At 71.3% G+C, this 19,591-nt stretch carries 16 protein-coding genes; 7 read left to right on the top strand and 9 right to left on the bottom strand.

Going from position 1 to position 19,591, the window contains the following annotated elements; translation table 11 throughout:
- Nucleotides 1-51 precede the first annotated feature (51 nt).
- The 3 genes from LN042_RS30585 to LN042_RS30575 all read right to left on the bottom strand — a co-directional run bounded on the left by LN042_RS30585 (nt 52) and on the right by LN042_RS30575 (nt 3,059).
- A complete protein-coding gene (locus LN042_RS30585; protein ID WP_230054670.1) occupies nt 52-1,479 on the bottom strand; it encodes a family 2B encapsulin nanocompartment shell protein in 1,428 nt (475 codons plus the stop codon).
- A 180-nt stretch (nt 1,480-1,659) separates the two neighbouring features.
- A complete protein-coding gene (locus tag LN042_RS30580; RefSeq protein WP_230054669.1) occupies nt 1,660-2,223 on the bottom strand; it encodes a methylated-DNA--[protein]-cysteine S-methyltransferase in 564 nt (187 codons plus the stop codon).
- A complete protein-coding gene (locus LN042_RS30575; protein ID WP_230054668.1) occupies nt 2,220-3,059 on the bottom strand; it encodes a helix-turn-helix transcriptional regulator in 840 nt (279 codons plus the stop codon). The genes LN042_RS30580 and LN042_RS30575 overlap by 4 nt, the downstream gene beginning before the upstream one ends.
- A 140-nt stretch (nt 3,060-3,199) precedes the next feature.
- On the opposite strand from LN042_RS30575, the gene LN042_RS30570 reads away from it, so the two are divergent.
- Nucleotides 3,200-3,979: an SDR family oxidoreductase gene (locus LN042_RS30570; RefSeq protein WP_308191890.1), complete on the top strand. Its 780-nt coding sequence runs from the start codon at nt 3,200-3,202 to the stop codon at nt 3,977-3,979.
- Nucleotides 3,980-4,120: 141 nt separating this feature from the next.
- Here LN042_RS30570 and LN042_RS30565 read toward each other — a convergent pair whose 3' ends face one another.
- Nucleotides 4,121-5,890, bottom strand: coding sequence for a glycoside hydrolase family 35 protein (locus LN042_RS30565; protein WP_230054667.1), 1,770 nt, complete (start codon nt 5,888-5,890; stop codon nt 4,121-4,123).
- A 209-nt stretch (nt 5,891-6,099) separates the two neighbouring features.
- Here LN042_RS30565 and LN042_RS30560 point away from each other — a divergent pair, with 209 nt between their 5' ends.
- Both LN042_RS30560 and LN042_RS30555 read left to right on the top strand, forming a co-directional pair.
- The gene (locus LN042_RS30560) at nt 6,100-6,933 is read left to right on the top strand and encodes a helix-turn-helix transcriptional regulator (protein ID WP_230054666.1); all 834 of its coding nucleotides are present in this window, start codon (nt 6,100-6,102) and stop codon (nt 6,931-6,933) included.
- Between the two features lie 64 nt (nt 6,934-6,997).
- Complete coding sequence (locus LN042_RS30555; RefSeq protein WP_230054665.1) at nt 6,998-8,113, top strand: low temperature requirement protein A; 1,116 nt, start codon at nt 6,998-7,000, stop codon at nt 8,111-8,113.
- A gap of 7 nt (nt 8,114-8,120) precedes the next feature.
- Here the strand turns inward: LN042_RS30555 and LN042_RS30550 are convergent, their stop codons facing one another.
- Nucleotides 8,121-8,717: a TIGR03086 family metal-binding protein gene (locus LN042_RS30550; protein WP_230054664.1), complete on the bottom strand. Its 597-nt coding sequence runs from the start codon at nt 8,715-8,717 to the stop codon at nt 8,121-8,123.
- Between the two features lie 281 nt (nt 8,718-8,998).
- On the opposite strand from LN042_RS30550, the gene LN042_RS30545 reads away from it, so the two are divergent.
- The gene (locus LN042_RS30545; protein ID WP_230054663.1) at nt 8,999-9,535 is read left to right on the top strand and encodes a nuclear transport factor 2 family protein; all 537 of its coding nucleotides are present in this window, start codon (nt 8,999-9,001) and stop codon (nt 9,533-9,535) included.
- A gap of 229 nt (nt 9,536-9,764) precedes the next feature.
- On the opposite strand, the gene LN042_RS30540 is transcribed toward LN042_RS30545, so the two are convergent.
- The 3 genes from LN042_RS30540 to LN042_RS30530 all read right to left on the bottom strand — a co-directional run bounded on the left by LN042_RS30540 (nt 9,765) and on the right by LN042_RS30530 (nt 14,073).
- Nucleotides 9,765-11,396 carry a serine/threonine-protein kinase gene (locus LN042_RS30540; protein WP_308191889.1) on the bottom strand — a complete coding sequence of 544 codons (1,632 nt, stop codon included), beginning with the start codon at nt 11,394-11,396 and terminating at the stop codon, nt 9,765-9,767.
- Nucleotides 11,393-11,968, bottom strand: coding sequence for a hypothetical protein (locus LN042_RS30535; RefSeq protein WP_230054662.1), 576 nt, complete (start codon nt 11,966-11,968; stop codon nt 11,393-11,395). The genes LN042_RS30540 and LN042_RS30535 overlap by 4 nt, the downstream gene beginning before the upstream one ends.
- A gap of 83 nt (nt 11,969-12,051) precedes the next feature.
- Nucleotides 12,052-14,073, bottom strand: coding sequence for an N-6 DNA methylase (locus tag LN042_RS30530; protein WP_230054661.1), 2,022 nt, complete (start codon nt 14,071-14,073; stop codon nt 12,052-12,054).
- A 150-nt stretch (nt 14,074-14,223) separates the two neighbouring features.
- Here LN042_RS30530 and LN042_RS30525 point away from each other — a divergent pair, with 150 nt between their 5' ends.
- Nucleotides 14,224-14,985 carry a hypothetical protein gene (locus tag LN042_RS30525; RefSeq protein WP_230054660.1) on the top strand — a complete coding sequence of 254 codons (762 nt, stop codon included), beginning with the start codon at nt 14,224-14,226 and terminating at the stop codon, nt 14,983-14,985.
- Nucleotides 14,986-15,126: 141 nt separating this feature from the next.
- On the opposite strand, the gene LN042_RS30520 is transcribed toward LN042_RS30525, so the two are convergent.
- Nucleotides 15,127-16,179 (bottom strand): hypothetical protein, encoded by a 1,053-nt coding sequence (locus LN042_RS30520; RefSeq protein WP_230054659.1) that lies wholly within the window; start codon nt 16,177-16,179, stop codon nt 15,127-15,129.
- Between the two features lie 1,017 nt (nt 16,180-17,196).
- On the opposite strand from LN042_RS30520, the gene LN042_RS30515 reads away from it, so the two are divergent.
- Together LN042_RS30515 and LN042_RS38130 are read left to right on the top strand one after the other, a co-directional pair.
- On the top strand, nt 17,197-18,507 hold the full coding sequence (locus LN042_RS30515) for an AAA family ATPase (protein WP_230054658.1): 1,311 nt from the start codon (nt 17,197-17,199) through the stop codon (nt 18,505-18,507).
- 62 nt (nt 18,508-18,569) lie between these two features.
- Nucleotides 18,570-19,133 (top strand): RloB family protein, encoded by a 564-nt coding sequence (locus LN042_RS38130; protein ID WP_372495848.1) that lies wholly within the window; start codon nt 18,570-18,572, stop codon nt 19,131-19,133.
- Nucleotides 19,134-19,591: the final 458 nt, after the last annotated feature.

The following is a 19,591-nucleotide window of genomic DNA, read 5'->3' as shown; positions in this document are numbered from 1 at the left end:
CTGCGGCACCGCCCCGCTGATCTCCCGAGGCGGCACCGGGCGGCACGAGAATCAGTCGCGCGGGCGGGCGACTTCGACGTTCTCCAGAACACCGATGGCATCGGGCACCAGAATGGCCGCCGAATAGTACGCGCTCACCAGGTAGGAAATGATCGCCTTTTCATTGATGCCCATGAACCGGACGTTCAGCCCGGGCTCGACCTCGTCCGGGATTCCGGTCTGACGCAGGCCGATGACTCCCTGCTTGTCCTCGCCGAGACGCATCGCCAGGATCGAGGTGGTGTGCCCGTCCACGACCGGGATCTTGTTGCAGCGCAGGATCGGCACCCCGCGCCAGGCCGGCACCCGCTGGCCCTCGACCTCGACGGTGTCCGGGTAGAGACCGCGCGCGTTGCACTCCCGGCCGAACGCGGCGATGGCCTTGGGGTGGGCCAGGAAGAACCGGGTGCCGCGGCGGCGGCTGAGCAGCTCGTCCATGTCGTCGGGGGTGGGGGCACCGGAGTGGGTCTGGATCCGCTGGTCGTAGTCGGCGTTCTGCAGCAGACCGAAGTCCGGGTTGTTGACCAGCTCGTACTCCTGGCGCTCGCGCAGCGCCTCGATGGTGAGCTTCAACTGCTGCTCGACCTGGTTCATCGGGTCGTTGTAGAGGTCGGCGACCCGGCTGTGCACCCGCAGCACCGTCTGCGCCACGCTCAGCTCGTACTCGCGCGGCTGGAGCTCGTAGTCCACGAAGGTGCCGGGCAGCTCGTGCTCGCCCTCGTGGCCGGCGGCCAGCTCGATCTCGGCCTCGCCGTGCTTGGTCTGCGGCTGCTGGGCGGCGGAGAGGAACCGCATGACGTGGTCCCGCAGCTCCGGGGAGCGGTCCGCGAGCTCCTGGAAGGCGGGCCAGGGCAGCGCCATCGCCGTACCGGCGGTGACCGCCTTGACGCTGTAGGGCCACAGGCCGTCGGCCACGGTCAGCGCTTCGTCACCGATGTGGTCGCCGTCGGCCAGCACCCCCACCACGGCCTCGCTGTCGCCGTACTTGCTGCTGCCGATCCGGTTGACCTTGCCGTGCGCGATCAGGAAGACCTCGTTGATCGGCTGGCCGGCCTCGACCAGCACCTCACCGGCCCGGAAGTCGCGTTGGACGAACCGATCGGCCAGCTGGGTCAGCACCGCGTCGTCCTCGAAGCCGCGCAGCGTCGGGACCTCGCGCAGCGACGGCGCCCAGACCTTCACCCGGGCACCGGTCTTGACGAAGCTCACCCGCCCCCGGCCCACCGCGTAGCTCAGCCGGCGGTTCACCCGGTAGGTGCCCGCACCGACCTCGACCCAGGGCAGCATCCGGAGCAACCAGCGCGTGCTGATGCCCTGCATCTGCGGCTCGGACTTGGTGGTGGTGGCAAGGTTGCGAGCAGCGGCCGTCGCGAGGCTCTGCTGCGCGTCGAACGGTTCGGAACCGGGCGCCGGAATGCCGACGGTGGCTTCGGTTGTCATGACGAAAACCCTCCCCCAAGCGAGATATGGACTGCTTGATTCCAGGGTCTCGCCACGCCACGCCGAGCCGCAATCACTCGTACGAGTGATTGATCAGCTGGGGGAATTAGTATGATTAGCTATCGTGCTCGAATGGCGTGCGGTTTTCCGATTTCCGCGAGCGGATCGGAAGAACGCCGCTCAGCTCGGCCCGTCCCAGTCCAGGGTCGGCGCCAACCAGCCCTCCAGGGTGAGCAGCCAGCGCTTCACGTCCAGCCCGACCCGCCCGTTGCCGAAGCCGCCCAGCCCGTCCGCCGCCACCACCCGGTGGCACGGCACCAGCACCGGCAGCGGATTGGCGCCCATCATCTGGCCGACCGCGCGCGCCGCCAGCCCCGGGGTCTGCGCGAGATCGGGGAACGCGCCGCTGCGCCCGGCCAGCTGACCGTAGGTCACCGTCTCGCCGTAGGGCACCGTGCCGTGCAGGGTCTGCAGCACGGTGCGGTGCGGCCCGTCGGTCAGCCGCCAGTCCAGCGGCAGCTCGAACCGGCGCGCGCGGCCCGCGAAGTAAGCCTCGAAGGCGGCGGCCACCGCAGCCGCGCGGCGCGGGTCGCGGACCTGCGGCAACCCGGCCGGCAGCGTGTCGGCCAGGAACTGCACGGCGGCCACCCCGAGGTCGGTGACCCCGACCGCCAGCGGCCCGCTGGGCAGCGGGCTCGCCACGGTCAGCCACTCGATCGGGGCACCGGCCCGGTCCGCGCTCATCCGGCCACCTCCTGCCGCTCGCCGGCGGTCCAACCGGCCAGCAGCGTCAACCGCTGCGCGGTCGGGCCGGCCGGCTCGGCGGTGTAGCCCACCAGCAGCAGCTCCGGCTCCCCGGGCAGCGCCAACGTCTCGTAGCCGAAGTCCAGTTCCCCGACCAGCGGGTGGCTCAGCAGCTTGCGCCCCCAACTCTTCTCCCGCACCCGGTGGTCGGCCCAGAGCCGCCGGAACTCCGCGCTGTGGTCGGACACTTCGTCGACCAGTGCGGCCAGTTCCGGGTCGTCCGGGTGCCGCCCGGCGTAGAGCCGCAGATAGCCCACGGTCTCCTCGGCCACCACCGGCCACTCGCGGTAGAACTCGCGGGCCCGCGGCTCCTGGAACACCTGCCGGACGGCGTTGCGCCGCCCTGGCGGCAGCTCGGAGAAGCCGTTCACCGCGTCCCCCAGGGCGTTCCACGCCAGGACGTCCATCCGGCGGCCGAGCACGAACGCCGGCACCTGCGCCATCCGGTCCAGCAGCAGCCGCACCCCCGGGCGCACCGCCGTACCGGCCGGTCGCCCGCCCCGGTGCGGCGGCCGGGCCAGCAGCCGCAGGTGCTCGCGCTCCACCGCGTCCAGGCCCAGCACCCGGGCCACCGCGTCCAGCACCGCGTCCGACACGCTCGACCCGCGCCCCTGCTCCAGCCGCACGTAGTAGTCCGCGCTGACCCCGGCCAGCTGCGCGACCTCCTCGCGGCGCAGCCCCGGCACCCGGCGCCGCCCGTACGACGGCAGGCCCACCTCCCCCGGCTGGATCCGGGCCCGTCGCGACCGCAGGAACTCCCCCAACGTGTTCTCCATGGCCCCCAGCCTAGGCCGCCCGGGTGACCCGGATCCTGGTTGTGGCAGACCCAGGTTCAACACCACCCTGGGTCCGGCCGCCGGGCCGCCGCAGCATCGAGGAGCACCAACCGACCGCCCCCTTCGATACGGAGCCCCACGTGTCCCACTACCCCGCACTCGCCGACCGCACCGCCGTGATCACCGGAGCCGCCTCCGGCATGGGCGAGGCCACCGCCCGGCTACTCGCCGCCAACGGCGCCCGGGTGGCCCTGCTGGCCCGCCGGGCCGACCGGCTCGACGCCCTGGCCGCCGCGATCACCGGGGTCGGCGGCCGGGCCCTGGCCGTCCCGGTGGACGTCACCGACCAGCGGTCGGTCGACCGGGCCGCCGCCGCCGTTCACCGAGCCTGGGGCCAGGTCGACCTGGTGGTCAACGCGGCCGGCGTGATGCTGCCCAACCCGGTGGCCGTCGCGCACCCGCGCGCGGAGCCCGACGGGGACTGGGCCCGGATGATCGACACCAACCTGACCGGCGCGCTGCGGGTGATCCACGCCTTCCGCGCCGACCTGGTGGCGGCCGCCGCCGGGGGCCGCACCGCCGACCTGGTCAACGTCTCCTCGATCGGCGCCCACGTGCCGTTCCCCGGCTACGCGGTGTACGGCGCGACCAAGGCGGCGCTGAGCCACCTGTCCGCCGTGCTGCGCACCGAGTTCGGCCCGTTGGACGTCCGGGTGACCAACGTCGAACCCGGCCTGACCGACACCGAGCTGGCAGACGGCGTCGCCAACCCCGAACTCGCCGACCAGCTGGCCGGCATGTTCGAGGCGATCGAGTCACTGACGGCCGAGGACATCGCCGACCTGATCGCCTGGACGACCAGCCGCCGGCCCGCGGTGAACCTCCGCCAGGCGATCGTGCTGCCGACCAGGCAGGCTTGACCGCCAACCAGCTGCCCGCGTCCAGCGGCCTGACCGTCAACCACCGGCCCGCGTCCGGCGCCCCTGGTGACCGACCAACCGCCCGCGTCCGGCGGGCTGGTGGCCGATCAGCCGCTCGCCTCCGGCGCGCCTGGTGGCCGATCAGCCGCCGAGCCGGTCCAGAACCGGTTCGGCCACCAGGTCGAGGCCGTCGCCGCGCGGCCCGTCGAGCTCCAGCAGCACCAGCTCGTTGCGGCCGGGCCGCAGCAGCGGGGCGGGGAGGTAGAGGGTCTGCTGCGGGCCGATGTCCCAGAACCGGCCGAGCAGGAAGCCGTTCACCCAGCACAGGCCCTTGCCGTGGCCTGCGGTGTGCACGAAGGCGTCGGCCGGCTGCTCCACCTCGAACTCGGCGCCGCGCAGCACCGGTTGGCCGGGCTGGGGATCGGCGCCGCCGGGCACGTCCGGGAGGGCGGCGGGGTCGTCCAGCGGCAGCGGGAACATCTGCCAGCCCATCAGGAACTGCCGGCCCAGCCGCACCCCGCCGGTGATGCCCTTGCGATCGGCCAGCCCGGGACCGTAGTTGGCCCGGCCCAGGTTCTCCACCAGCAGGTCGAGCCAGGCGCCGCCGGCCGGGACCGCCAGTTCGACCGGGCCACCGGTGCGGCCGGTGCGGTCCAGCACCCCGATCGGGCGGCCGTCCAGGAACACCTGGGCCCGGTCGCCCAGGCCGTCCACCACCAGCTCCTCGGTCCCCCGGGGCCCGCTGACCCGGCAGCGGTAGAGCAACAGGCCGTAGGACTGGTCGAGTTCCTCCATGGCCAGCGGGTAGGGCGCCCGCACCGGCTCGACGCCCGCCACCGCCAGGTCGAGCAGCGGACGCGGATCGCCCAGCGACAGGGTGCGCGGGGCCAGCCGTTCGGGCTCCCGGTCGGCGGGCGGCGGCGGCAGCTCGGTGTACTTGCCGAGCACTTCGCGGAACGCCCAGAACTTGGCGGTCGGCCGGCCGTCCTCGCTGATCGCGGCGTCGTAGTCGTAGCTGGTGACGGTCGGCTCCAGGCGGCCGTCGGTGAGGTTGGCCCCGTTCAGCAATCCGAAGTTGGTGCCGCCGTGGGCCATGTAGAGGTTGACCGAGGCGCCGGCCGCGAGCATCTCGTCGAGCACCCGGGCGGCGTCCGCCGCGTCCCTGGTGTGGTGCGGCTCGCCCCAGTAGTCGAACCAGCCGTTCCAGAACTCCATGCAGACCGGCGGCGCGTCCGGGGCGTACTCGCGCAGCACCGCGAAGGACTCCGCCGTCCGGTCGCCGAAGTTGGCGGTCGGCAGCACACCCGCCAGGGTGCCGCCCTGGAGCATCGGGTGCTCCGGGCCGTCCGAGGTGAACAGCAGGCTCCGGACGCCGCGCCGGCGCAGCCCGTCGGCGAGGTGGCGCAGGTAGTCGCCGTCGGTGCCGTAGGAGCCGTACTCGTTCTCCACCTGGAGCGCCAGCACCGGCCCGCCGGCCTCGACGAGCAGCGGGAGCAGCCGGGGCAGCAGCTCGTCGAACCAGCGGTCCACGGCGGCCAGGTAGCCGGGATGGCCGCAGCGCAGCCGGATCCCCGGGTCCTTCAGCAGCCAGGCCGGCAGCCCGCCGAACTCCCACTCGGCGCAGATGTACGGGCCGGGCCGGACCAGGGCGTGCAGGCCCTGGCGCTCGGCGGCCCGCAGGAAGGCCGCCAGGTCGAGCCGGCCGGTGAAGTCGTACCGCCCCGGTCTCGGCTCGTGCAGGTTCCACGGCACGTAGGTCTCCACGGTGTTGAGGCCCATCGCGCGCAGCAGGGCGAGCCGGTCCTCCCACTGCTCGGGCAGCACCCGGAAGTAGTGCAGGGCGCCGGAGAGGATCCGCAGCGGCGCGCCGTCCAGGGCGAAGCCGTCCCGGTCGTAGGTCAGGCTGGGCATCGGCAGCGGACTCCTCACGGTCGTGTTCCCGGGCAGGCTCCGTGCTCGCGGACGGCACGGGGCCCCGCTTGAACTCCTCTCCAGCAGACCATGGACTTCCCCTCGACCCGGTGCACCGCGCTGACCACGGCCGTTGTCCATCCCCTTGGACTTTCCGAGGGCCTCGGCGGCATCCTGGTGCTCCCTTCCAGGACGCGCCAGGAGGCCCCGTGCGCAGCTTCGCGCAGTACCTGACCCCGTCCGCGGAGCACCGCAGGCTCGGGCTGGTCTGCCTGGGCGTGGGCTGGCAGCAGGTGCGGCGGATGGAGTTCGACGGCCGGGTGCTGAACTGCTACGGCCTGATGCTGGTCACCCGGGGCGCCGGCTGGCTGGAGTGGGGCGACCGGCCGCGCCGCCGGCTGCCGGTGCGGGCGCCCGCGGCCTTCGTGGTCTTCCCCGGGCTCTACCACGCCTACCAGCCGGACCCGGTGGGCTGGTCGGAGCGCTGGGTGCTGTTCGACGGACCGGCGGCCGGGGCCCACGAGGCGCTCGGCGGCCTGGACCGGGAGCACCCCGTGGTGCCGCTCGGTCCCGGTGTGCGGGAGCTGCTGCGGGTCTTCGACCGGCTGACCATGGCGGTGCGCAGCGGCGCGGCGCACCGCGACGTGGTGGCGGCCGCCCTGGTCCACCAGCTGCTCGCCCAGCTGCTGGTCGGCCGGGTGGACGCCGACCTCTCCCAGGTGGTCCGCTACCTGGACGAGCACGCCGTGGAACCGGTCAGCGTGGGCGAGCACGCCCGGCGGCTCGGGCTCGACGAGGCGGCGCTGCGCGGCGAGGTTCAGCGGGCCACCGGGGCCACGCCGAAGGAGTACATCCTGCGGGCCCGGCTCTCCCGGGCCAAGCGGCTGCTGCTCGCCACCGACCACTCGGTGCGCGAGGTGTCCCAGGCGGTCGGCTACCACGACCCGGCGTACTTCACCCGGCTGTTCACCCGCCGGGTCGGCATGGCGCCCACCGGGTTCCGGCGGGCGGGCGGGCGCGAACGGCCGCACTGCGCCGACTGACTGACCTGCCGTCACCCGGCACCCCCTGGCACCGGTTGGCGAACGCGTGGCCGATACTCCGGAAGTGACCACCGAAGTGACCACCGAATCCGACACGCTTCAGCCGGACACGCTCAGGGTCTCGCCGCTGGAGCTCTTCCTCGATCTCGTCTTCGTCTTCACCATCACCCAGTTGAGCACCAGCCTGGTGCACCACCTCGACCCGTCCGGGCTGCTGCGGGTGATGGTGGTGCTCGCCATCATCTGGTGGATGTACGACGCCTTCACCTGGGCCACCAACGCGATGCCGCCCCACACCCACCCGCGGCGCGGGCTGCTGCTGCTCACCATGGTGAGCTTCCTGGTGATCGCGCTGACCATTCCGCACGCCTTCGAGGGCGAGGGCGTCGCCTTCGGCTGGGCCTACCTGGTCGTGGTGGCCCTGCACACCGGGCTGTTCGCGGTGCACGGCGTGGCCGGGCACTCGGTGGTGCGGATGGGGCTGCTCAACACGGTGAACGCGGGCCTGGTGGTGTTCGGCGGATTCCTCACCGGATCGGCCCAACTCAGCCTGTGGGTACTGGCCTTCGCCCTGCAGTTCGTCATCCCGCGGCTGGTCGACCTGCCCAACTTCCAGTTGCGCGCCGACCACTTCGTGGAGCGGCACGGCCTGGTGATCATCATCGCCTTCGGCGAGTCGGTGATCGCCCTGGGCACCGGCGCCGCGACCCTGGAGGCCGGCCCGCTGGCCACGGCGCTGCTCGCGCTGGCGGTCTGCGTCGCGCTCTGGTGGGCGTACTTCGGGCACGACGACGACGAGCAGGCCGAGCGGGTGCTGTCGGGGCTGCCGGACGACGTGCGCAACCGGATCGCGGTCAACGTCTACAACGTCGGCCACTACGGGCTGCTGCTCGGGGTGCTGCTCTTCACGGCCGGCATCCGGGCCGCGTTGGGCGCCCCGACCGCGCCGCTGAGCTGGCAGTTCGCCGGCGCGCTGGCCGGCGGGGTGATGCTCTACCTGGTCACCAACGCGGCGATCCGGCGGACCCTGGGACTGGCGCCCCAACTGCCCCGGCTGGTGGCCGCCCCGGTGATCGGGGCCACCACGCTGCTGGGCCACCAGTTCTGCGGGGCGGCCCAGACCGCCGTCATCGCCGTGCTGCTGGCCGGCCTGTTCGGCTACGAGGAACTCGCCCGCTGACCAGTCGTCACACCGGCTGCCCCACCGGCTGCCAGGCGGGGTCCCGGCCGAGCAGGGCGAGCGCCCGGTGGAACTCCGACGCGCCGGCGCCGGGCGCCAGCACCCCGCCGAAGGACCCGCCGGGCCGGCGGTCGTCCGGACCGGCGGGCACCCGGGCAGCCACCGCCAGGACCGCCCGGGCCTGCTCCTGCGGTGGCTCGAACGGCAGGCCGAGCGTGACCGCCACGTCCCAGGCGTGCACCAGGGTGTCGAGGTGGTGGAAGGAGACGGCGGTCTCGACGGGGATGTCCAGGCCGGGCCGCACCTCCGGGAGCCGCAGCGGCGCAGCGGCGGTGGCGAAGGCCTCGACGACGTCGGCGACCGAGACCGCCCAACTGCGCGCCGGCGTCCCGGGGAAGGGGCGGTCGCGCCACTGGTGGAGGTCGTCCCCCAGGCCCCGGGCGGCCGCCGCGAACCCGTGGTTCTGGCCGATCATGTGCGCCAGCAACTCCCCCAACCGCCAGTCGGCGCAGGGCGTGGGCCGCCACAGCTGGTCGGCGGTGACCTGGTCGACCACCTCGGTGGCCAGCTCCAGCGCCCGGACGTGCAGGGTTCGGATGTCCATCGCGCTCCCCTTCTCTTCGGCTTCCGTCGATCCCTGACGCTATCTCATAACCGAACGGTCGTGCAGTATGTTTGCGCGTCGATACTGCATCAACTGAACGCTGTGATCGGGAGTTCGAGCAGCAACGCCGCCACCCCGCGAGGTCCGCCCTATCCTGATCCGGCGCACCGGGCGCATCACTCCCCGACGGCACACCCTTCCCTTTCCGCGTCCTCCCCGCGTGCCGCCCGCCCCCGGTGCCACCGCGAGCCGTCCGCCGACCCCCCAGGAGGAACCGCACCATGCCCGCTCTCCCCGACCGCCGCACGATGCTCCGCGTGGGCCTGGCGACCGCGGTGCCCGCGGCCGTCGTCGCCGCCACGGCGGTCCCGGCCGCCGCCGCCCACACCCCGACACTGCGCGAGCACGACGTGACCCGCTGGATGGCCGCCTACCTCAAGGCCTGGCAGACCAAGGACGCGGACGCCGTCGTGCGGCTCTTCACCCCCGACGCCGAGTACCAGTCCGTCCCGTCCGTGTCCGACCAGATGTTCCACGGGAGCAAGGAGATCCACGACTACTGGGTCGGCGTCACCGCGCCCCAGGCCGGCATGTCCGGGCTCCAGGGCACGCCCATCGTCTCCGGCAACCGGGCGGCCATCGAGATCTGGGTGACCATGCAGGTGCCGTCCGACACCGACGGCACCATGGGCTGGGTCACCCTGATCGAGACCAACATCCTCGACTTCGCGACGCCCACCCTCTGCTCGCGCAACATCGAGTACTCCCGCATCATGCCCGGCAAGATCGCCCCGCCGCCCGGCTGGGGCCGCCGCTGAACCGGGTCAGCCCGGCACGTCGTGGCGTGCCGGGCGTCGGGCTTGGCGGCGCTCGTCGGACGGCGGACAGCGGACAGCGTCTGCGGACGGCGTCTGCGGACAGCGGACGCACTTCGTCGGCGTCGGCGTCGGGGCTGCCCGGACGCGACCGCACGCGGCCGGCGCCCGGACCGGCGGCTCACGGGCGCGGCGGTGCCCCGCGCGGCGGCCCGGCCTTCCGTCGGTCGCGTCAGCCGAGGGCCCGCCGGGTCTCGGCCGCGAGCGGGTGGTGCGGGCCGTAGCGCCGTTCGGTTTCGAGGAGCAGCCCGTGCAGGGCCGCCCGGGCCGCGGCGTGGTCACCCGCCACCATGAGCAGGTGCGCCGTGCGGCGGCGGACCTCCAGCAGGAGCGCCGGATCGTCGTCCGCATGCCGGTCCAGCAGGGGCAGCAGCGCCTGGTACTCGGCGAGCGCCGACACCTGGTCGCCGAGGTGCTCCAGGCACTGCGCCGCCTCGACGCGGAAGCGCAGGACCTGCGGGTCGGTCGGGCCGACCTGCCCCGCGCGCTCCTCGCCCAGCAGCCGCAACTGCGGGAGCGCGGCGTGGAACTGACCGTCCTCCAGCAGGGTCGCGGCGTAGTGCTTCCGCAACATGTGGACGACGGGCGCGTGCCGGCCGTGGGCCTGCTCGGCCGCCGACAGTGCGCTTCCGAGCACGCCGGCCGCCTGGCTGACCCGGCCTGCGTCCAGCAGCCGCTTCGCCTCCTCGACGGCCGCGGCCGTATCCGCGTTCCCCACGGCCTGCCCGCCGGCCGGCGCGGGGGCCGGGACAGCGGCGGGCGCGGGGTACGGGACGGCGCTGAGCGCGTGGGACGGCCCGCCGACCTGCGCGGGGAACGGGACGGCAGCCGGCGTGGGGAACGGAACGGCAGCCGGCGCGGGGGGCGGCGACTGCTGCGGCTGGCCGCCGTGCCAGGGCGCGTACGGCAGCCGGAACGGCCTGGTCGGGTCCATCGGCGGCTCGAAGCCGTCGGGGCGGGCCGCGTCCGGCCCGGGCAGCAGGGGCACCAGCGCCCGGTGGACCTCCGCGGCGTCGGCCGGCCGGTCCCGTGGGTCCTTGGCGAGCAGCCGCAGGACCAGGGCCTCCAGTGCCACCGGTGTGTCCGGCCGGATCCGGCGCAGTGGCGGCGGCGGCTCGTAGACGTGCTGGTGCAGCACGCCGAGCGGCGAGGGGCTGGCGAACGGAACGGTGCCGCTCAGCAGTTCGTGCAGGATCACGCCGAGGGCGTAGAGGTCGGCGCGCGGGCCGACCGCACCGCCCATCGCCTGCTCGGGCGCCATGTACACCGGGCTGCCGATGGGTGACCCGGTGAGGGTGAGCCGGGTGGTGTCATTCGTCAGCACGGCGGCGACACCGAGGTCGAGCACGACCGCGGTGCCGTCGGGGCGGATCATGATGTTGCGCGGCTTGAGGTCGCGGTGCACGGCCGGCACCGCGTGCACGGCGGCCAGCACCGGGCAGAGCTGCGCCGCCACGGCGGCCGCCCACGGCCAGGGGTAAGGATCGTGCTCGGCCAGGTGGTCGGCCAGGTCCGCGCCCTGGACGTACTGCATGACCAGGTAGAGGTCGTCGCCGTCGCTCGCCGCGTCGTGCACGGTGACCAGCCCCGGGTGGTCCACCTGCGCGGTGACCCGGCACTCCCGGGCGAAGCGCCGCCGCACCTCGTCGGACTCGTCCGCTCCGGGTGCCCGGTCGGGCCGGAGCAGTTTGACGGCCACCCGCCGGTCCAGCGTGCGGTCGTGCGCCAGCCACACCTGGCCCATGCCGCCCTGCCCGATGAGCATCGCCAGCTCGTAGCGCCCGGCGACGAGCCGGCCCTTCACGAGCGGTCCTGCTGCTGGAGATAGGCGCTCAGTTCGTCGAGCCCGGCCCTGACCTCGCCGATGCGGTCCTGTCGCGGCCGGCCCGGCGGCGGGTAGCCAGGCGGTAGCGGCTGGCTCGGCCGCACCGGCGGTACCGGCTGCACCAGCGGTACCTGCTGCACCGGCTGAGCGTGCTGCACCGGCTGAGCCGAACGCACCAGCGGCGCCCCCGCGAACGGCCCCGGAACGGCGGCTGCCCCGACCGGTTGCTGCGGCCGCAACTCGACGGCCAGCAAGTACGCCGGCACGAACACCGCGGTCCCGAGCAGCAGCACCATTCCGGCGGTGGTCTGCCCGCCCTCCCCGTCGGAGGGGCCGATCAGCGCCAACCCGCCGATGGCCGTCGCCCCCGTCAGCACGAGCATCAGCCAGTCGCGGGTGCGCCGGTGAACGAGCGCCAGCCACAGCATCGACACCCACCCCAGCATGCCGATGGACAGCACCGGAACGATGCTGAGCACCACCCGCAGGACCACCCGCCACGCTGATGCGCCGGGCCCGCGTGGCGGCGCTGTCGGGACGGGGCCGTACATGGGCCAGCTCCTGGTCGGCGGAGGGTGATCGGCGGTTGCCGGGGTCAGCCTACCGACCCCGGTGCCGCACCCGTCCGCCGATGTCAGGTAGGGCTGATGGTCCCGTCCGTCAGCCCGTCGTACAAGCCCTGGACGAGCAGTTCGCCCAGTCTGGCGGCCCGCCGTGACGCCTCCTCGAACGCGGTGACGGCACGGAACCGCTCCCCGTAGCGCCGCTGGTCGGCCAGCGGCAGCCGGGGCACCTGGAGGCGGCGCACGTCGAGTCGGGTCGCGCTCGTGGTGAAGCTGCTGGCCTGCCGGTTGTTCGCGGTGCCCCGCAGGAAACCGGCGAGGAACCACGAGTCCAGGACGGCCGGGTCGGGTCGCAGCAGGTGCACGTTGCGGCCCAGCGCGGCACCGGCCGTGGCTTCGTCGATCACGCGGGTCGTGGTGCCCCGGCCGAGCACGGGGATCACCACGTCCCCGACCCGGGTGAGCACCGGCGCCTCTTCCTCGCCCTCGGGCAGCACACCGGAGGGCGCGCCGCCCGACACGACGTCGTGCTCGGTCAGCACCGGCGGGCCGCCGACGCCGGCACCGGCGCCCCCGGTCCGCATCGACAGCGCACCGCTCCGGGCCAGTGCGCCGACGCTGGTGACCGGCCAGCGGGCGGGCGCACCCTGGACGCCGGTCACCGGCAGCAGTTCCACGGTGCTGCGCAACGCCTCGCTCAGACGGCCGCGCACCTCGCTCGGCCCGGCGTCGCCGGTGCCCGTCGCCCGCACCGGCAGGTGCCGGGCCGGCGTCACGTCCACCTCGTCGTCCAGCAGATCGACCAGCGGAACGGTCCGGCTGACGCCGGGTCGCTCCGGCGTACCGTCCTCGCGGTCGAAGGCCAGCCAGTCCTCCAGCACCATGGCGCGCAGTTCCGGCCACGACGGCTTCTCCCCGCCGTCCGACCGCTCGGCGGCGTTCACCAGCAGCAGGCCCTGCTGCTGGGCCGCGTCGGCCGCGGGGCGGCGGAGGATCCACAGGTGCAACGGGATCCCGAACGGCGGGGCCGCTCCGGCGGGGAGCGCGACCACCGCCCGCAGTGCACCGCGCCGCAGCAGGTCCGCCCGGATCCGCCGGCCCGACTTGCGGGACGCCACCGCGGGCGGCATCAGCAGCACGGCGCAGCCGTTCTCCCGCAGGTGGGAGAGGGCGTGCTGAATCCAGGCCAGCTCGGACTCGGTCCGCGGCGGCAGCCCGTACTCCCAGCGGGTGTCATAGGCGAGCTCCTCGTGCCCCCAGGAGCGTTCGTTGAACGGCGGATGGCACAGCACGGCGTCCGCTCGCAGCCCGGGGTGCGCGTCGGCGCGCAGGCTGTCACCCACCCTGATCCGCACCGGCCCCCGCGTGTGCAGCGCGAGGCGCAGCGCGGTCAGCGCGGCGAGGTCCGGATCGGCCTCCTGGCCCGCCACCGCCGCGGTGGCACCGGCCGCGACCAGCAGACCGCCGAAGCCGCAGGCCGGGTCCAGCACCAGCTCGGCCGGGCCGGCGAGTTCGGCCATCAGCTCGGACAGCGGCGCGGGCGTCAGGGTGTACTGGCGGGGTCCGGACTCCAGGTGGCGGCCCATCAGGAACTCGTAGGCCTCGCGGGCGCCCAGCTCGTTGGCGAGCTCCACGCCCCCGCGCAGCAGCGCCGACCGCTCGGCCAGGTCCGGTCCGCCCGGCACCAGCACCGGGTGGTCCTCGCCCAGCCGGTCGCGGAGCACTTCCGCCAGCGCCTGGGGCAGTTCACCGGACAGCCGGCGGTCGTCCGCGTCGGCCAACTCCTGCCACCGGGTGGGTCGACCGCGCAGCAGCAGGACGGCACCGAGCAGCCGGAGCGCGGCGGCCGGCCCGGCCGGGTCCCGTTCGACCTGCTGCCAGACCCGTTCCCGCAGCGGCACTTGGGCGAGCTTGCCCTGGTCGCGCAGCCACTGCTCGACCTCGGCCTGATCGAAGACCGGACTGGCGTCGGTGCCGCCGACGGGCTTGGGGAAGTCGGCGTGCCTGCGCCGCCAGTTGCTGACCGCGGCGCGACCGACTCCGGCCAACCGCGCGATCCCTGCGGCCGTGACGTCTGTCCTGATCTCCGGCACTGATGCGGCCCCCTCCGGCAGCGCTATGACTCAACGCGATCTTACAACTCTCCTCACAGAAAACTCCTGTGTTGACGCGGTTCACACGCCGTGATCTTATTGGCGCGCCGCTCACACAGCTTCGTCTCCGCCCGAAAGGCGCACCCCGTCATGTCCCAGCACCTCCGCCGAACCGCCCTGGTCGCCTGCGGCACCGCCGCGCTTCTCGGTCTCACCGCCTGCTCCTCGGGAGCCGCGCACACCTCGGCCGCCCCGGCATCCGCCGCCGCGTCGTCCGCCGCGTCGTCCGCCGCGTCGCCCGCGTCGAGCCCCAGCCCCACCGGGGGCACCGCCGGCCTGCCGAACGGCAACAAGCTCAACGCCCTGCTGCTGCCGGCCAGCGCGCTCCCGCAGAACCTCAAGCTGGACCCGAGCGGCACCCAGAGCACGGGGGACGGCTTCAACCCCCCGATCGCGCCGTCCCCGGTCGCGCCTCCGAAGGCCTGCGACATGCTCCGCCAGACGAACTGGACCGACTCGGCCGGGGCCAACTACGCGTCCTTCGCCCAGAACGACTACACGGACGACGCGCAGGACATGTTCGCCCAGGACGTGAGCAGTTACCGCGGCAACGACGCGATCACGATGATGGCCACCCTGAAGCAGAACCTCACCGCCTGCCACACCTTCCCGACCACGGTGAACGGCCAGACCTACACCGAGACCGTCACCCTGAAGCCGCTCACCGGCCTCGGCGACGAGGCGGTCGAGGCGGTCATCACCTCGCCGAACCTGGATGGCGGCACCACCCTCGTCGCCGCGCGCGTCGGCGGCATCGTGGTGTCCACCCTCGACAACGACCAGCGCAACACCGGAACCGCCGGCGTGGCGCTGACCGAGACCCTGGTCAAGAACGTCGCAGCCGCCCACTGACAGCGCTGCACGAGCCGGGCGCCCACGAGCGACCGCGCGGCTCGGCTCCGGAAACGGCGTCAGGCCCGGCCCTGTGGAGGGGAGCGTCGGGCCTGACGCATGGTCACCTATGGTGCTCACGCGCCGGGTTGAGCCGGACGACTAGCGCCACTCCAGGACGCAATCCCCCGAGCCCAGGGCCGTGGCCGCCTCAGGGGCGGTGATCTGCTGCGGCTGGGCGCCAGGGGTCAGGTCGGTGACGAACGCGTTCTCGTCCTTGCCCTGCACGGAACGGAACAGCAGCTTCTTGCCGTCAGGCGAGACCACCTCGGGGAGGTTCTTGCGGTCGGTCGCCGGCAGCAGGGGCGGGCTGGCGGCGTCCTTGGCGTGCTCGTAGTCCCCCGGGTGCATCCGGTCGACATCAAGGGTCCACAGGTTGTTCTGGTACGGGGGCTGTGCAGGCGACAGCCCCCTGGGGGCGCACAGCAGGGTGTGGTCGTCGACCCATCCTGATGGATCGCAGTCCTGGTCGGTGATCGCGCCGGCATCGCCGTTCGTCTTCAGGACGCCGCTCGACGGCACGGCCACCACGTTGTCACCCGCACCGTCGATGAACCCGGCCGCCCGCCGGCCGTCCGGGCCGAACCGGACGGTTCCACCGACCACGGCGCGCAGCGGGCTGCCACCCAACTGGAGATCGAGGTCGTCGGCGCCGTCGGTCGGCCCCGACCACTGGTCGACGAGCCGGTGATCGGAGGTGAGGGCACGGCTGGCGATGTGGAACTGGCCGCCCGGATCCCGGTAGGTGAACCAGACGCTCCCGCCGTCGGGGGCGAAGAGCGCGTCCTGCTCGTGGGGAGTGCTGCTGAACCCCGAGGCGGTTCCGGTGAGATCGGTGAACTTGCCCGCACGGTCGACGTAACCGACGTGGCTCGCGCCCGTCTTGTCGTCGGTGGTGACCACCGCGAGCCGACTGAAGTCGTGGTCGAAGAGCTCCCGGACCCTGGGCCCGAAGGCGCGGTCGGAGGCGGCCCCGTCGTCACCCCCGGGAACCGGGAAGTTGCCCGCGCACAGGTCTTGCAGGGCACTCAGCTGCCCTCCGGCGGTACTGACCACCGCCTGCGCCGGGAGCGTGAACTCGACCGACACGGTCTTCTTCCAACTACCCGGATCGTATCCCTCGACCCACACCTTGGCGGGCCGGGACCCGGGCACGGTACAGCCCGCGCTGATCACGAGGTCGTGGTCGCGGAAGGCCGCATCGGCAGCGACCGGCGGTTTCTGAGCCGGATCCGTCGCAGGCGCCTTGCCGTCACCCCCCGGAGCAACCGGCCGTGCGGTGCCCCCGCAACCCGTGACCAGCGCAAGCGCCAGAGCCGCCACCACCACCGGTGCCAGGCGGTGTCCGCCGGCGCGTCCTGCCCGCTCGTACCCCATCAAGTCCCCCATCAAGACACAACGCCCCATCAGTAACCAACAGCAGAGACGTAAAAGATCTCAGATCCCCCGCCCACCCGCAGCACGCGCAGCCGTCACCCGCCCACCGACCCGAGCCGCCCGAGCACCGCGAACTCCCCAGCAGGCAGCCCGCCCCGGCCGGTCCACAAGGACGCCCCCAACCCCGCGCACCCCCGACCCGCCCGCCACCCGCCCACGCAAACGGCCCCGGACGAGTCGTCCGAGGCCGGCGATGACGGAGCCCCCTGTCGGATTCGAACCCACGGCCCCCCGCTCACAGGCGTTCAATATCCAGCGTGACCTGCGACTTGCCCTGCCTGCCCGGTTCCTCGGCCGTCACACCGCCGGCACCCGCGACTGATCGCCACGTACCGCCCAATCTGGCACGTCTGTGGCATGGATGGTGCCCCTTTGGTCCCCTGGGGTCACGGAGGTTGCAGCACGCCGCCGCTATACAGCACCAGCTTGCAGACGGCGGACGCAGATTTGCGCTGATCTGGCGACTCGCTGACCTGCGGGACAGCCGGGCGTCTCACTGTCCTTCGCCGCGGCGGCCGCGCTAGCCGAAGGGCGCGCAGCGGGCACGGAACGGGTTTCGATCAGGCCGGGCTTGGCTTGGCGCGAACGTACGCAGGTGAGATGCCCTGTTCAGCCATTGGAGGGACTTTGGGCTTACCGCTGCGCCGACGAGTGCGCCATGATAGTACGGTCTCAGAGCCATCTGAGGCGGCTTCCGTCCAGGAGGACGACGAAACTGCTACCAAGGTGAGAGCCATGCTGCTGAGGTTCCGAGCCACGAACCATCGGTCCATCCGTGACACCATCGAGCTCTCCATGACCACGGCCGGCTTCTCGGCAAGTCGACCCGCCGATGGCGACTGGCGGCCGGTCACTAACCGCGTTGCTGGAATCTTTGGCGCCAATGCATCGGGCAAGACAAATATTCTCGATGCACTGGATTTCGCACGCCGCGCCCTCCAGCGGTCGGCGCACTGGGACGAATTCCCGCGTTCGCCGTTTCTGCTTGACAAAACATCCAAAAATGATCCTTCGGCATATGAGATCGACTTCACGATCAAAGACATCCGGCACACTTATGGATTTGAGGTCAGCAGATCTGGAGTCGAATCTGAATGGCTGTACAGCTACCCTTCGGGGCGAAAGAGGGTGCTTTTCGAGCGAGGGACACCGAATGACATCGAATTCGGCCGCAATCTAAAGGGTGACAATCGCAGGATTGCCCGAGTCATGGGCAGTCACAGCCTCTTCCTTTCGGTGGCCACCCATTGGAAGCATAAAGAGCTTGGCAGGATCCAGCACTACCTTACGAGCCACTTCGAATATGTCCCATTCTCTGAGCAGCAGCAGGCCGGTCGAATTCGATCCATCAGAAAATGGATCGAGGACGACTCGGTCCGGCGCAAGGCAGAAAGCCTCCTGAGGTTTGCAGATCTGGGAATCTTGCGGATCTCAGCAGAGTCCAAGGAGATTCCAGAGGGACAGCTGGATAACATTCGCCACGTCTACAAGGCGCTGAGCACGATCATTTCCAGCGCCGAGTCACCGAACTCGACCGGGGGCTCCGTGGATGATTTCATCGCAGAGCAGCAGAAGGAAATTGGCTTCTGGCATTCCACCGGAGATGGTAGTGAGTACCGCCTGGATATCTCTCGGGAGAGCGCCGGAACGGTCTCATGGCTGTCTCTGGCTCTTCCTGCACTGCGCGCCATGGAGTGGGGTGGGGTTTTTGCAGTTGATGAAATCGATGCGAGTCTCCATCCAAAGCTAGTCTCGGCAATGATTGAGCTGTTCAAAACGCCCGAGTACAATCAGACCGGAGCTCAGCTTATCTTTGCTTCACACGACACTTCCCTCATGAGCCACCTCTCCGGCGGTGCCCTTGGGAGAGAAGATGTGTGGTTCACGGAGAAGGATCTGAATGGGGCGACAGACCTGTATCCGCTGACAGACTTTCCAGTCAAAAGCGATCACAACATCGAACGTCGCTACCTAAGTGGCCGATATGGGTCTGTGCCGCAGATTTCATGGCAGGATTTTCAGCGCGCCCTTGAAGTGGGGCGATAAGGGAATGGGGGGGGCACATCAGGCGTGGAAGTCATGAACTTAAGAAGCCGCGCAACCGAAAGGTGGCCGGGAAGAAGATCTTGATTGTCACGGAGGGCATCAAGACTGAACCCCAGTACTTTGAGGGACTGGCCAGGCATCTCAACTCGCGAGCAATCCAGGTGATCTCGGTAAGGCCTGTCGGCCTCGGGAAGGATCCGCTTTCGGTGGTCAAGGAAGCTATCACCAGGAGAGCGCGCGAGCAGCGAGCAGGTGATCCTTTCGATGCAACGTGGTGTGCCGTCGATGTGGACAACCACCAGTCACTTGAGGCTGCATGCTCCCTCGCTCGGAAAGAGGGCGTCTCGCTCGCCATCAGCAACCCTTGTTTCGAAATTTGGCTCCTCTGGCACTTTGCTGATCAAACGACTTGGATCGCTGGCGCCGAGGCCTTGGCGAGACTCAAGGAGCGCCACGGATTCTCAGGAAAAAATCTCCCCGAAGCCTTTCCGTTCTCTACCTATGAGGAAGCAATTCGGCGCGCTATGCATTGCAAGTCGACATCCGTTCCACACCGGCCGCCGAACCCGCATAGCTCGGTGGCGCTACTGGCTGATGTTTTGCGACAGTCAAGCATGAGGCGATAACAGGCGTTGATTATTGCCGAGCGTGATCGCTGGATGTGGTGTTAGAATTTACCTCGGTAGTGCCGGCTAGAATTCTCAAATGTAGTGAGCGGCAGAGTTCCCTCACGGGCAGCGGAGCGGTTTTGGCCAGTGTCCTGCCTGGTTTGTGGTCGAGCATGATCAGGGGCCCTAAGCTGTTGCGATTCGGTCAGGGCTCTTAGGGCCTGACCGCAATTTGGCCGAGTGGCCCCCGTTCTTGCTCGACTCGGGTCCCGAGCCTGGGAGGCGAGTAAAACCGTGGAGCCGCCCGCCACCAGCCACGGCGGGCTCTACTGAAACCGCTCGAACAACGCTCAGGGGCCAGGCCCCCGGGTAAACCCGGTGACCTGGCCCTCGTCGTGCGCCGTGCTGCTTCGTTCGCTGAGCCCCCTGTCGGGTTCGAACCGACGACCCCCGCTTTACAAGTTTTCCCCGATCAA

The sequence above is a fragment of the Kitasatospora humi genome, assembly GCF_020907985.1.
In the GTDB taxonomy this organism is placed as follows: Bacteria; Actinomycetota; Actinomycetes; order Streptomycetales; family Streptomycetaceae; genus Kitasatospora; species Kitasatospora humi.
This window is presented reverse-complemented; position numbering and strand designations above follow the sequence as displayed.